The 14,031-nt window shown below is 51.0% G+C and carries 12 protein-coding genes, 1 tRNA gene and 1 other RNA gene; 2 read left to right on the top strand and 12 right to left on the bottom strand.

Annotation, left to right across the window (positions count from 1 at the left end; all coding sequences use genetic code 11):
- Window positions 1–244 precede the first annotated feature (244 nt).
- From ACE5LO_RS16360 to ACE5LO_RS16305, 12 genes are all read right to left on the bottom strand, one after another.
- The gene (locus ACE5LO_RS16360; protein WP_375521082.1) at window positions 245–589 is read right to left on the bottom strand and encodes a hypothetical protein; all 345 of its coding nucleotides are present in this window, start codon (window positions 587–589) and stop codon (window positions 245–247) included.
- Between the two features lie 60 nt (window positions 590–649).
- Entirely contained in the window at window positions 650–847 is a 198-nt protein-coding gene (locus ACE5LO_RS16355; protein WP_375521081.1) for a hypothetical protein, read from the bottom strand.
- 102 nt (window positions 848–949) lie between these two features.
- Window positions 950–1,313, bottom strand: a transfer-messenger RNA (tmRNA) gene (gene ssrA, locus ACE5LO_RS16350).
- A 258-nt stretch (window positions 1,314–1,571) separates the two neighbouring features.
- The gene (gene smpB, locus ACE5LO_RS16345) at window positions 1,572–2,051 is read right to left on the bottom strand and encodes an SsrA-binding protein SmpB (protein ID WP_375521080.1); all 480 of its coding nucleotides are present in this window, start codon (window positions 2,049–2,051) and stop codon (window positions 1,572–1,574) included.
- 343 nt (window positions 2,052–2,394) lie between these two features.
- Window positions 2,395–5,046: a ribonuclease R gene (gene rnr / locus ACE5LO_RS16340; RefSeq protein ID WP_375521079.1), complete on the bottom strand. Its 2,652-nt coding sequence runs from the start codon at window positions 5,044–5,046 to the stop codon at window positions 2,395–2,397.
- Between the two features lie 273 nt (window positions 5,047–5,319).
- The gene (secG, locus tag ACE5LO_RS16335) at window positions 5,320–5,553 is read right to left on the bottom strand and encodes a preprotein translocase subunit SecG (protein ID WP_375357908.1); all 234 of its coding nucleotides are present in this window, start codon (window positions 5,551–5,553) and stop codon (window positions 5,320–5,322) included.
- A 233-nt stretch (window positions 5,554–5,786) separates the two neighbouring features.
- Window positions 5,787–7,073 (bottom strand): phosphopyruvate hydratase, encoded by a 1,287-nt coding sequence (eno, locus tag ACE5LO_RS16330; RefSeq protein ID WP_375521078.1) that lies wholly within the window; start codon window positions 7,071–7,073, stop codon window positions 5,787–5,789.
- A 50-nt stretch (window positions 7,074–7,123) separates the two neighbouring features.
- On the bottom strand, window positions 7,124–8,668 hold the full coding sequence (gene gpmI, locus ACE5LO_RS16325) for a 2,3-bisphosphoglycerate-independent phosphoglycerate mutase (protein WP_375521077.1): 1,545 nt from the start codon (window positions 8,666–8,668) through the stop codon (window positions 7,124–7,126).
- Between the two features lies 1 nt (window position 8,669).
- Window positions 8,670–9,422: a triose-phosphate isomerase gene (tpiA, locus tag ACE5LO_RS16320; protein ID WP_375521076.1), complete on the bottom strand. Its 753-nt coding sequence runs from the start codon at window positions 9,420–9,422 to the stop codon at window positions 8,670–8,672.
- A 20-nt stretch (window positions 9,423–9,442) separates the two neighbouring features.
- On the bottom strand, window positions 9,443–10,624 hold the full coding sequence (locus tag ACE5LO_RS16315) for a phosphoglycerate kinase (protein ID WP_375521075.1): 1,182 nt from the start codon (window positions 10,622–10,624) through the stop codon (window positions 9,443–9,445).
- Window positions 10,625–10,731: 107 nt separating this feature from the next.
- Window positions 10,732–11,739, bottom strand: a complete 1,008-nt coding sequence (gene gap, locus ACE5LO_RS16310; RefSeq protein WP_355323870.1) for a type I glyceraldehyde-3-phosphate dehydrogenase — start codon at window positions 11,737–11,739, stop codon at window positions 10,732–10,734.
- Window positions 11,740–11,837: 98 nt separating this feature from the next.
- Window positions 11,838–12,866: a sugar-binding transcriptional regulator gene (locus tag ACE5LO_RS16305; RefSeq protein ID WP_375521074.1), complete on the bottom strand. Its 1,029-nt coding sequence runs from the start codon at window positions 12,864–12,866 to the stop codon at window positions 11,838–11,840.
- Between the two features lie 294 nt (window positions 12,867–13,160).
- On the opposite strand from ACE5LO_RS16305, the gene ACE5LO_RS16300 reads away from it, so the two are divergent.
- Window positions 13,161–13,235 (top strand) — tRNA-Arg (locus ACE5LO_RS16300).
- 195 nt (window positions 13,236–13,430) lie between these two features.
- On the top strand, window positions 13,431–14,027 hold the full coding sequence (gene clpP, locus ACE5LO_RS16295) for an ATP-dependent Clp endopeptidase proteolytic subunit ClpP (RefSeq protein WP_375357916.1): 597 nt from the start codon (window positions 13,431–13,433) through the stop codon (window positions 14,025–14,027).
- The last annotated feature ends 4 nt before the right edge of the window (window positions 14,028–14,031 follow it).

Below are 14,031 nucleotides of genomic sequence, written 5' to 3'. Positions count from 1 at the left end.
TCAAAATCGATCACCGTTATTATACAACAACTTCATAAACAAAAGAAAAGTACCCACTTGGCTAACTAACTCCCGACTCCCTTACTTTACATATAAACGTGGCTCTTTGGTATATGCCCTCCCTTCAAACCTTCTTCTTTTAGGCAAATATACCGCGTCCGCCACATTTCTAGCCTTGTGAAAAGCAAAAAAGCACATACAGTCCGCATGCACTTTTGCATTAATAAGTACACACCAGCCCTGTCTAGCTTAGCACTAATACCGAGTTTGCAAGTCTCTTTTCTCCACCGAGCACCGTTGTATAGTACCGTTGCTCTATACCATAGAGCAATTTCTTAAGATCATCTTCTGATTTTAGCTTAAAATGAGACTTACTTTCATCATACTGCAAATCTTCACAGTATCCCTTGATATATGAGAATATACTCTGACGGTCTTCATCTGAATAAGTGGAAAGGGTATCCACAGTCAAAGCAATACGCTTCCTATTTGCAGTCTTCACCTTGTTTGCTTCATAACCATCTTCAAGTTGAATGAAATTATTTTGTAGGAACTGTTCAGTCTCTGACTGTGTTGCCTCCTTATACAAGGAAGCAATCCCACAAAAAATACTTGAAATAGTACTTATATCGTCATGACAGGTTGATGTTTATTCAAAACACTTCCGCTCCGTCCGCTTTCCCTGTGAGTCGAATATGATCTCGAATTTATTCCCGTCCGCATCTTCACGAATACGTTTGTTATCTTTGATATAGTACACGGATGCTCCAGATTGCTTGGCTTGTTGACGAGCACGTTGATTGGCCTTCTTAAGTATATGTTGAAGCTGTTCTCGATCGACTGCCATAACATGAACCTCCTTATGCTTTCTGTTCATTGCTTTACATTATTATACACAATAAAAAAGCCATCAACCACATCATTGGCTGAAGGCTTTTTCGTCTTGCTTTTATGGAGGCGAGGGGAGTCGAACCCCTGTCCGAAGATAACGCCACATAAGCTTCTACGGGTGTAGTAACAGTTTTGATGTCACCCTAGAGACTCCCCGTTACCGGATTCCCTTCGGGTCAGCCTGATTGTCTTCTTCAGCTAGCCGCAGGCGGAGACTAGACAGCGTATCCCACTAAAGTTGAGCCCTCATCCCGGTACATGGGCGATACAGAGCGAGAGCACGTGTGCAGGTTATTAAGCTGCTACAGCGTAGTTAGTTGTTTGTTTGCCGTTTAATAGGCTTTAGCGTTGATGAAGCGGACGCGTCCCCACTACCCGCTACTCATGCTCGAACTATCCCCGTCGAATCCATAAACGCCCCCTCATTATAAAAGGGCTTCTGGATTATATCCGGCAATGCCGGGCATAAGCAATGATCTATTCCACATCCTCCCCCTCCATAAAAAGGAAGGATGCTCAGAAGCATCAAGGTGCAGTGCTCATAAGAACACTACTCCGTCAGTATACCATACATCAGCCTTAAAATATATACGTTCTGCTATACTGAGGGTATATAAATTACCCCAATGTAGTTCATCTGAACCTGCGCAAGCAACATGTACCTATACATCCAAATCCGCTTAACGCGCCACCTTCTGCTTCTCGCGCAGCGCACGCTGGATGTCACGCTGGGCATCCCGTTTGGCCGCCGAGTCACGCTTGTCGTATTGCTTCTTACCTTTACCCAACCCAAGCAGCAGCTTCGCGTAACCGTTGCGGACATAAATTTTCAGCGGGACGATCGCATAACCATCCTGCTTCGACAAACCCAACAGCTTGTTGATCTGCTCCTTATGCAGCAGCAGCTTGCGCGTGCGTGTCGGATCGTCGGGATTATGCCGGTTGCCCTGCTCGAACGGGCTGATGTGCATGTTATGAATATGAATTTCTCCGTTGCGGATGGTTGCAAAAGCGTCGCTAATATTGGAACGCCCGTTGCGAACGGACTTGATTTCCGTTCCCGTCAGCACCATGCCCGCCTCATAGGTATCCTCGATAAAATAATCATGGGAAGCTTTTTTGTTCTGGGCGAGCACTTTCCCATCGGCTTTTTTCCCCATGACGATCACTCCCTCAATAAATTGATGTTCCTTTAACCAATATAGCACAGCCAGATATTAATTGTAGCAAATGCGGCTCGGCAAAAGCAAGGATATCCGGCAGCACTTAGAGCATTCGGCATTCAAAGCAGCCCCACAAGCAAACAGTCTGGCGTCATGATGTCCATGATAGGCGGCTTGTCATGGCGTCCATGACAGGCCGCTCGCCGGGAGCACCCATGACTGACTGCCCGCCGTGACGCCCATAGCGGGCCGCTCGTCGGGCGCTGTCCGTGGCCTCTGAGGTAACGACGGCCCACATGCAGGTCGTTCTGCCGTGCTTGCACATAGATCGCCTGTCCGTTTATTTTTTCTTCTTGCGGACAAAGGTTGCCGTCGCATTTCCGCCACTGCCGTCTTTGGACTTCTTCCGCTTGCGGCGCACCGGACCGCTGGCATCGCTGCCCGGCGTGGCCGACTCGCCGATGAAGACGCCGCTCGCCGATGTCTTCTTGCGGCGGCTTCCATTGCCGCCGCTGCCACCTGCAGGCGAGTTGTAGCCGCCCTTACCACTGCCGAATCCGAAGCTGACCGCCGGAGCCGAAGCAGCGCCCCGTTCGGAGCGGCCTCTGTCGCCGCTCCGCTTGCCTTTTCCGCCTCCATTGCCGCCGGAACGGCCCACTTCCGACGCTGCAGCCGCACCATCGCGGCCGCCTCCATTACCGCCCCGCTTACCTTTGCCTCCGGGGCGGCTTCCCTCGGCAGCGACTGCACCGCCACGACCGTCTCCCTTGCCTCGACCACCGCCGCTCTTGCCACGTCCACCTGGCCGTCCTGAGCCGCCGCCTGCCCAGTCAGGCCGTCCACGCTCGCTACGCGGCTTCATGTCCACCAGCTCGAAGTCGATGGTGTGCTCATCCATGTTGACACGCGCCACTCGCACTTTCACTTCATCACCTATACGGAATACGCGGGAGGTGCGCTCCCCGATCAGAGCCATGTGGGCCTCATCAAAGTGATAATAGTCGTCCGTCAGGCCGCCCATCCGGATGAGACCCTCCACCGTATTTTCCAGCTCGATGAACATACCAAAGCCGGTAACGCTGCTGATAATACCGTCGAATTCTTCCCCGACCTTATCCAGCATGTATTCCGCTTTCTTCATCTGCTCTACATCCCGTTCGGCATCCACCGCAACCCGCTCACGCTCGGAGGACTGCTGCGCAATATCCTGCATACGGGAGGCGAGGTATTCCTGCCGCTCCGGCGAAAGTGTGCCGCCGCTCTCCACCACCTCCCGGATCACCCGGTGAATCACCAGATCGGGATAACGCCGGATCGGTGACGTAAAATGCGAATAATATTCTGCTGCCAGCCCAAAATGGCCCGTGGACTCCGCATCATATTTCGCCTGCTTCATCGAACGCAGCATCATCGTGCTCAACACGGTTCGCTCCTTCGTGCCCTGAATATCCTCCAGCAGCGTCTGCAGCGCACGGGGATGAATGGAATTGCCCCGCCCCTTAATCTGATAGCCGAAATTCGCGGCAAACGCCATAAAGTTCTGCAGCTTTTCCTGATCCGGGTCCTCGTGAATCCGATAAATAAACGGCACCTTCAACCAGTGAAAATGCTCCGCCACCGTCTCATTTGCCGCCAGCATGAACTCCTCGATAATCTGCTCGGCTACGGTACGTTCTCTTTTAATAATATCGACGGCCTTGCCTTCCTCATCCACGATAACTTTGGCTTCGTCAAAGTCAAAATCCACCGCGCCCCGTTTCATCCGATGGCTGCGCAGCTTCATCGCCAGCTCTTTCATCAGTTTGAAGGTATCCACCAGATCCTTGTACCGCTCCAGTAGCTCCGGTTCCTCTTCGTCAAGGATTTTGCGAACGTTTTTGTAGGTCATCCGTTCCTTCGTCTTGATCACGCTTGTAAAAATATCATGCCGTACGACCTTCATATTCGAATCGAATTCCATTTCACACGACATCGTCAGCCGGTCTACCTGCGGGTTCAGGGAGCAGATCCCGTTAGACAGACGGTGCGGAAGCATCGGAATAACCCGGTCCACCAGATACACGCTGCAGCCGCGGTTATACGCCTCCTGATCAAGCTTGGAGTTCTCGCGCACATAATACCCTACATCGGCAATATGAACACCGAGCAGGTAGTTTCCGTTTGGCAGGCGCTCCACATTGACAGCATCATCAAGGTCCTTTGCGTCTTCACCGTCGATCGTCACAATCGTTTTGCCGCGCAGATCCCGTCTCCCCTGGCGGATGATCTCATCCTCCGTAATGGAATCGGGAGCCGCCTCCGCTTCCCCCATAACCTCCTCGGGAAAAGATTCCGGAAGCTGATGCTTGCGGATAATGGACAGAATATCCACGCCCGGGTCGTCCTTATGACCAAGAATTTCAATGATTTCACCCTCAGCAGCCGCGCGGCCCTCGGGGTAATTCACAATTTTTACAACGACCTTCTGTCCATTGACCGCTCCATGAAAGCTGGGTTGGGGAATAAAAATATCCCGATTAATCCGTTTGTCATCAGGAATTACGAAGCCGTACACTTCATGGCTCTGGAACACGCCAACCACCTGCAGAATACCACGCTCAACGATCCGTACCACTTCACCTTCCAGGCGTCCGCCCGCAGGTCCTCTGGAGGTCACACGGATGAGCACGGTATCGCCGTTCATCGCCCCCTTGAGATCATTGGCATGAATATAGACGTCAGGATGGTCCCTGTCCTCAGGAATGAGAAAAGCAAAACCCTTGGCGTGAGCTTGCAGGCGTCCGCGCACCAGATTCATTCGCTCCGGAACGCCGTACCGGTTGCCGCTGTTGAGCAAAAGCTTGCCGCTTTCCTCCAAAGCGTTCAGCAGCTTGAGGAATTCCCTGAAATCCGTCGCACTGTCAATCCCGAAATGCTTCTCCAGCTCCTGATAAGTCATCGGCTTGTATGCGGCATCCCGCATAAATTCAAGTATTTGTTCTTCTGTTATCATTTTGTCCACCTCGGGTGACCTTTAATTTCGGCCCATTATCTCTGATCTGTTCCTGCAATACGTCCATGAGTGCAGGCTTCTCATCCGGTCAGGATATGACCAGTCCTAGTATACTCATACCCTAGTATACACAGATTCAATCCCTGGCATCCCTGCTCCAGTGTAAGTATGGATTTCCTATATTAGAATATCGCTTGTTATGTATCTCGGTCACAGCCGTTTGTATTTAAAAAGCCCCCGTTTCGGTTGAAACGAAGGCTTTAAATGTTCGTATTAGCTCACCAGGACGGCAACCAGTATGGCAACGATCATAAACGCCGCTCCAAGCCCGGCTGTAACACGCTGCAGGATCAGATCCATCCCGCGTGCTTTGGTTTTGCCAAACAGATGCTCCGCTCCGCCGGAGATGGCACCGGACAATCCTGCACTCTTACCTTTCTGCAACAACACAACCGCAACCACAGCAATGGACAATACAACGAGCACAATTTTCAAAAACAGTTCCATGTATTCCACCTCCTAAGCCTGAGCATCACTTTTATGCATTAATAATGAAGAGTTCACGTTTCATAAACAGCATTTTCATTTTATCACACCCGTTCGTTTAACACAACCAAACTTTGAATAGCAAAACGCCATCATTAACTCTCGGAAGACAGTCATTCTCCCAAAAAAAACAGGGTATTCCCAGCTATAAGGCCAGGAATACCCTGTTTTGCGTTTACTGCCGAATCAGACAATTATTTCTTCAGGTTGTAAAAGGACTTCAAGCCGTTGTATTGAGCCAGCTCGCCGAGATCGTCTTCGATACGAAGCAGTTGGTTGTATTTCGCGATACGATCCGTACGGGAAGGAGCACCGGTTTTGATTTGACCAGCGTTCGTTGCAACCGCGATATCAGCGATCGTGCTGTCTTCGGACTCACCGGAACGGTGGGATATTACCGCTGTGTAACCAGCGCGTTTCGCCATTTCGATCGCGTCGAACGTTTCAGTCAGGGTACCGATTTGGTTCACCTTGATCAGGATGGAGTTGCCGATGCCTTCTTCGATACCTTTATTCAGACGCTCGGTGTTGGTTACGAACAGGTCGTCACCAACCAGCTGGATTTTGTTGCCCAGCTTCTCGGTAAGCAGCTTCCAGCCTTCCCAATCGTCTTCGGCGCAGCCGTCTTCGATCGTAACGATCGGATATTTATCAACCCAGGAAGCCAGCAGGTCTACGAACTCAGCAGAAGTGAAGGATTTTCCTTCGCCTTCCAGTGTGTACTTGCCGTCCTTGTAGAACTCCGTGGAAGCTACGTCCATGCCGAGCAGAACGTCTTCACCTGGCTTGTACCCTGCTTTTTCAATCGCTTCGATAATGGAGGACAGCGCATCTTCGTTGGATGTGAAGTTAGGAGCAAAGCCGCCTTCGTCGCCAACTGCCGTATTCAGGCCTTTGCCTTTCAGAACGGATTTCAGGTTGTGGAAGATTTCCGCACCCATACGCAGCGCTTCTTTGAAGCTTGGAGCACCTACTGGCAGGACCATGAACTCTTGCACGTCAACGTTGTTGTCGGCATGGGCGCCGCCGTTCACGATGTTCATCATTGGCACAGGCAGTTGCTTCGCGTTGAATCCGCCGAGATATACATACAGAGGCAGACCCAGAGCGTCTGCAGCAGCACGGGCTACAGCCATGGATACCGCCAGAATTGCGTTTGCGCCCAGCTTGCCTTTGTTAGGCGTGCCGTCCAGAGCGATCATCTTTTTGTCGATTTCGAGCTGATTTACAGCGTCTAAACCGATGACTTCCGGTGCGATCACTTCATTTACGTTTTTAACGGCTTGCAGAACACCTTTGCCGAGGTAACGGTCTTTATCGTTATCGCGCAGCTCTACAGCTTCATGCGCACCTGTGGAAGCGCCGGAAGGAACGATTGCGCGTCCCATCGCACCGGATTCCAGATATACTTCAACTTCTACAGTCGGGTTGCCGCGGGAGTCAAGGACTTCGCGAGCGTACACGTCAGAAATAATAGTCATTGTACAGATCTCCTTTTGGTATGTTTATTCTATTCCTAAATTAGCACATCTTATTTACGTCCTGCAATCATGGACGTTCCAGTCATTTCCGCAGGCAACGGCAGACCCATCAGGTCCAGCAGTGTTGGAGCCACGTCAGCCAGGATACCGCCTTCGCGCAGCACCAGGTTTTCATCAGTCACGATGAACGGAACCGGGTTGGTCGTGTGAGCGGTGAAAGGACGTCCCTGCTCATCGATTTCCATATCCGCGTTGCCGTGATCGGCAATGATAACCACAGTACCACCTTTGGCCTTCACGGCGTTCACTACACGTCCAACGCACTCATCCGTCACTTCTACCGCTTTAATCGTAGGCTCCATTTTACCGGAGTGTCCCACCATGTCCGGGTTCGCAAAATTCAGGATAATCGCATCATGCTTGTCGGACTCGATTTCCTTCACGCAAGCATCCGCCACTTCATAAGCGCTCATTTCCGGCTGCAGGTCGTAGGTAGCAACCTTCGGCGAGTTGATCAGAACCCGTGTCTCGCCAGGAAGCTCGACATCACGTCCGCCGCTGAAGAAGAACGTCACGTGCGGGTACTTCTCGGTTTCGGCAATACGCAGTTGCTTCTTGTTATGCTGTACAAGCACTTCACCGAACGTATTGTCCAGATTCTTCGGTTCGTAAGCCACAAAACCGTTCACCGTTTCGCTGAACAAAGTCAGACATACGAAATGTAAATTTTCCGGAAATTTCGGTCCTCTGTCAAATCCGCGGAAATCCGCGTTGGTGAATACTTGAGACAGTTGGATGGCACGGTCAGGACGGAAGTTCAGGAACACAACGGAATCGCCGCTCTCCACCAGTCCTACCGGGCTGCCGTCTGCCTCGGTAATCACGGTCGGTTCCACAAACTCGTCAAATACGGACTTCTCATACGATTCACGCAGGGCCTGCATGGGATCCGTATATTTCGGACCATCTCCGTACACGATGGCACGGTACGATTTCTCAACCCGTTCCCAACGCTTGTCGCGGTCCATTGCATAATAGCGGCCTTGTACGGTCGCGATTTTGCCAACGCCGCTTTCCTGAATTTTGGAAATCAGCTTCTCCATGAAACCAACGCCGCTGTCAGGCATGACGTCACGGCCATCCATAAATGCATGAATATAAACTTCGTGCAAATCCTCTTTCTTCGCCAGGTCGATCATGGCAAACAGATGATCAATGTGGCTGTGTACACCGCCGTCGGACAGCAGTCCGTACAGATGTAGCTTCTTGTTGTTGTTCTTCGCGTAACGAACCGCCTCAACCAATGTTTCGTTATCGAAGAACTCCCCCTCCCGGATGGACTTAGAGATTCTGGTCAGATCCTGATATACAGTCCGCCCTGCGCCAATGTTCAGGTGACCTACCTCCGAGTTGCCCATCTGTCCTTCCGGCAGTCCAACCGCTTCACCGGACGCTGTCAGCGTCGTGTGCGGGTAAATACTTAAGTATTTGTCGTAGTTCGGCTTGTTGGCCTGTGCAACGGCATTGCCTTCCACAGTGTCTCGAAGTCCGAATCCGTCCATAATAATTAATGCAACCGGTCTTGGTGCGGTCATGTTACTTCGCCCCCTCAACAAGCGCGATATAAGAATCCGGCTGCAGGCTTGCCCCGCCGACCAGTGCGCCGTCGATGTCGCTTTGACCCATGTATTCTGTTACATTTTCGGGCTTTACGCTGCCGCCGTATTGAATGCGAACCGCATTGGCCGTGCTCTCATCATACAGTTCTGTAATCAAGGTACGGATATAAGCAATTACCTCGTTGGCATCCTGCGCTGTGGAGGACTTGCCTGTTCCGATCGCCCAGATGGGCTCGTAAGCCACGACAACCTGTGCTGCCTGATCCTTGGCAAGACCCGCAAAAGCCGCCTCTGTCTGCACTTTGCAGACTTCCTTCGTCTGTCCGGCTTCACGCTCTTCCAGCTTCTCGCCAACACATACGATTGGAATCAGATCGTTGCGGAAGGCGGCGTGAACTTTCTTGTTCACCGTTTCATCCGTTTCCGCGAAATATTGACGGCGCTCGGAGTGTCCGATAATAACGTAATCCACGCCCAGATCCTTCAGCATACGGCCGCTGATTTCGCCCGTATAAGCACCGTCCTCAGCGAAGTGAAGGTTTTGTGCTCCAATTTTGATGGAGGTTCCTTTCACAGCTTCCACCAGAGCAGGCAGATTCGTGAATGGCGCACAGATCACGCTCTCCACGCCTTCCACTTCGGCTTTGCCTTTTACGCTCTGGATGAAGTCTGTTGCTTCAGGAACGGTTTTGAACATTTTCCAGTTGCCTGCAATAATCGGTGTTCTCACTTTTTTCAGCTCCCTGCTAATTACTTGTCGTTCAATGCCACAACGCCCGGAAGCGCCTTGCCTTCCATGAACTCAAGGGAAGCGCCGCCACCTGTGGAGATGTGGTCCATTTTATCAGCCAGACCGAATTTCTCGGCTGCAGCCGCAGAATCGCCGCCGCCGATGATGGTGTAGCCTTCGGTTGTTGCGCAAGCTTCCGCTACTTCGCGAGTACCGTTGGAGAATGGTTCAATTTCGAATACACCCATAGGTCCGTTCCACACGACCAGCTTGGAGTTTTTGATCACATCGGCATAGATGGCACGGGTTTTCGGACCGATGTCCACGCCTTCCCAGCCAGCAGGGATACCGTCGATATCAACGATCTGTGTATTGGCAGAAGCGCTGAAATCATCGGCAACCACGATGTCCACCGGAAGGTAGAAGTTTTTGCCCAGGCTTTTCGCTTTTTCGATAAAACCAAGGGATACGTCCAGCTTGGACTCATCCAGCAAGGATAGGCCAATTTCATGACCCTGAGCCTTGAAGAAGGTATAGGTCAGGCCACCGCCGATAATGATGTTGTCCGCAAGGGTGATCAGGTTGTCGATCACGTCGATTTTGTCTTTTACCTTGGAACCGCCAATAATGGCCGTGAACGGACGATCCGGATTGGACAGCGCTTTGCCCAACACGGACAACTCTCTCTCCATCAATAGGCCGGATACGGCCGGCAGTTGATGTGCAATGCCTTCTGTGGAAGCATGCGCACGGTGAGCAGCGCCAAATGCGTCGTTGACGAACAGGTCTGCCAGCTCGGCAAATTGCTTCGCCAGCTCAGGATCGTTCTTCTCTTCGCCTGGATAAAAGCGGACGTTTTCGAGCAACAGTACGTCACCGTTTTGCAGCTCCGCCACTTGTGCTTTCACCGCTTCACCAACAGCCTCATCAGCCTTGGCTACAGGTTTGCCCAGCAGCTCGGACAGGCGTGCCGCCACAGGTGTCAAGCGCATGGATTCAACCACTTCGCCCTTCGGACGTCCGAAATGGCTTGCCAAAATAATTTTAGCACCTTTTTCGATCAGGTAGTTAATCGTTGGCAAGGTTTCACGGATACGCTTGTCGTCAGTAATTTTGCCGTCTTCCACAGGAACGTTGAAATCTACGCGGACAAACACCTTTTTGCCGCTTACTTCTACATCGCGAACGCTTTTTTTGTTCATATCGATACTCCTCCGCACCAGGGATTTGATGATGTGCAAGTCATATATAAAGAGCGGAAACAATAGTCTGTTTCCGCTCTATGTGGTTGCATAACGCCAAGCCGTTATTACTTAGCCAGCTTCGCGAAGTGCTCCAGGGTACGAACCAGCTGAGCTGTGTAGGACATTTCATTGTCGTACCAAGCTACAGTTTTAACCAGTTGTTTGTCGCCAACAGTCAGCACTTTAGTTTGAGTTGCATCAAACAAGGATCCGAAAGTCATACCTTTGATATCGGAAGATACGATCTCGTCTTCAGTGTATCCGTAAGTTTCAGGATCGGAAGCTGCTTTCATAGCTGCGTTAACTTCGTCTACAGTTACGTTTTTCTCCAGAACCGTTACCAGCTCAGTCAGGGAACCAGTTGCAACCGGAACGCGCTGTGCAGCACCGTCCAGTTTGCCTTGCAGTTCAGGAATAACCAGACCGATTGCTTTAGCAGCACCAGTTGTGTTAGGGATGATGTTCTCGGCAGCAGCGCGCGCACGACGGAAGTCGCCTTTGGCATGCGGAGCATCAAGTGTATTTTGGTCGCCTGTGTAAGCGTGGATGGTAGTCATCAGACCTTCCACAACACCGAACTTGTCGTTCAATGTTTTAGCCATAGGAGCCAGGCAGTTAGTTGTACAGGAAGCACCGGAAATTACAGTTTCAGTACCGTCCAGTGTGTTGTGGTTTACGTTGTACACGATCGTTTTCATGTCGCCTGTAGCTGGCGCGGAGATTACAACTTTCTTGGCGCCGCCTTTCAGGTGCTTTTCAGCTGCTTCTTTAGTTGTGAAGAAACCTGTGCACTCCAGCACGATGTCAACGCCCAGCTCGCCCCAAGGCAGTTCTTCAGGGTTGCGGTTAGCCAGAACTTTAACTTCTTTGCCGTTTACTTTGAAGAAGCCGTCATGTACTTCAACGTCTCCGTCGAAACGTCCTTGCGTTGTATCATATTTCAGCAAATGAGCCAGCATTTTGGCATCAGTAAGGTCGTTGATTGCTACTACTTCAATGCCTTCCACATTTTGAATACGACGGAAAGCCAGTCTGCCGATACGTCCAAAACCGTTAATACCTACTTTAACCATGAGTAAGTTCCTCCCAAGTTTTGTTTGTTTTTATTTATTCAAGACAAGTGGTTAGACCTGTCAAGACAACAATTATTAATGCTTCATTTAAAAATAACTCAGCAATTGCGCACGATGATTTCCGCCGCCGCTTCGTCGGTGACCAAAATGTCCTCCTGGCCAAACCGCAATACGGCTTGTATCGCCGCCGCCTTGCTTGCGCCCCCGGCGATGCCGAGTACGATTTCTGTCCGCTTGATGTCTTCGAGGCGCAGCCCAATAGTAAGCATCCGGTGTACAACTACACCCTGTTCGTTAAAGTAGTAGCCAAAAGACTCAGCCACCGCTCCCTCACCCTGGATCTCCGCCACAGTGTCCGCGTCCAGCCTGCGCCTTTTCGCCATTTCCATGGCATTGCCAATCCCGTGGATGATAATCCGGCTCTTACGGATCGTCTCCACGATCTCCTGAATCATATGATCCTGAACAAGCGACTCATAGGCTTCCTGGCTCAACAGATCCGGCACATGCAGCAGCCTGTACTGTGCTCCTACGTTGCGGGCCATATTGGATACGATGGAATTCGCCTGCATTTCCAGACTTTCCCCCAACCCTCCGCGGGCTGGAACAAACCATCCGCCCTTCAGCGGTCCGCTGGACGGTGTTGTCAAATGCTCCGCTACATCGGCGATAGTCGTACCACCCGTAACGGCAACGACATCCTCATCTCCCATGACGCTCAGCAGCGCCTTGGCTCCCGCCCGGCCTAATTCCCGTTTGGTCATCGGCGACGTATCCGAATCACCCGGCACGACGATTACCTTGCGCAGGTTATATGCCTGACGGATTTGATCTTCAAGCAAAGACAATCCAAACAGCTCTTTGGCAATGGGTTCAAGCTGCTCCAGCAGCTCCCTGCCGGCTTCGCTCACCCGCATACCAATGCTCTCAATCTCTATAAGGCCTTGGGCTTTCAAAAGATCGGTTTCGGCTCGCAGCACACGTTCGGTCATATGCAATGAGGCCGCAAGCGTTCTGCGTCCGATGATGTCTGACAGCATGATCTGATGCAGGATGGTATACCTTTTCTTCAATACATCCGTGAGATCTGGCAGAAGCTGCTTCTGAATTTCTAATATATTTCGCATGCTTTCCACTCCCGCAGACTTCCTACTGGTTCATATACACTTATGTCCTTTGTGCTGGCCTCAAAATGTCCCGGGTTAACTTTTTAAGTCCCACAATCATTTTAACCAATTCCAACCTCACATGCAAGTGTCAGAACCTATATTTCTCACTCCTTCAACCGATTGTGCGCAGCGTTTTAGCATCCATTATTAACATAAAAGCCTTTCATCAGACCACCGAAATAAAAACTTGCATTTTGCTCAAGAGTCACATATAATCATTTTTGTGTCCTATTTCTAAGGAATGTTGAATATGCGCCCGTGGTCCAACGGATATGACGTAGGCCTCCGGAGCCTGAGATCGAGGTTCGATTCCTCGCGGGCGCGCCATTTTTATTGATGTTATATATAAGTGTTAACCAACGAGAGCGCAGAGGGCTCTTTTTTTTCGCCAATAGTTTGACTTTCTTTGACTTTTTGCTTGAAATTGTTTATGATGTGGGTAATACGGTAACAGTTTATTATGGAGACTTTACCTGTATCAGGTAGTACGTATCCTAGCACATATTTAAGGGAGGGTTTTACGTGAGCTACATTCCTATGGTCGTTGAACAAACCAACCGCGGTGAGAGAGCCTATGACATTTACTCCAGATTGCTGAAGGACCGCATCATTTTCCTCGGATCTGACGTGAATGACGTGGTCGCCAACTCCATTATCGCGCAAATGCTGTTTCTGTCTGCGGAAGATCCGGAAAAAGACATCCACCTCTACATCAACAGCCCCGGCGGCTCCATCACAGCCGGCATGGCGATTTTCGATACGATGCAGTTTATCAAACCCGACGTATCCACCATCTGTGTGGGGATGGCCGCTTCCATGGGAGCATTCCTGCTGAATGCAGGCGCCAAAGGCAAGCGCTTCGCCCTGCCAAACAGTGAGGTTATGATTCACCAGCCTTTGGGCGGCGCTCAAGGTCAAGCGACAGATATTGAAATCCGCGCACGCCGTATCCTGAAAATGCGGGATAAGCTGAACCGCATCCTCGCCGAGCGTACCGGTCAGCCGCTGGACCGCATCGAGAAGGATACCGATCGTGACTACTTCATGTCGGCTGACGAAGCCAAAGAATACGGTCTCATCGATCAGGTGATTTCCAGCACTCCGACACCAGGAGTCTAACCCG

Source organism: Paenibacillus medicaginis (assembly GCF_042138635.1).
GTDB classification, from domain to species: Bacteria; Bacillota; Bacilli; order Paenibacillales; family Paenibacillaceae; genus Paenibacillus; species Paenibacillus medicaginis.
This window is presented reverse-complemented; position numbering and strand designations above follow the sequence as displayed.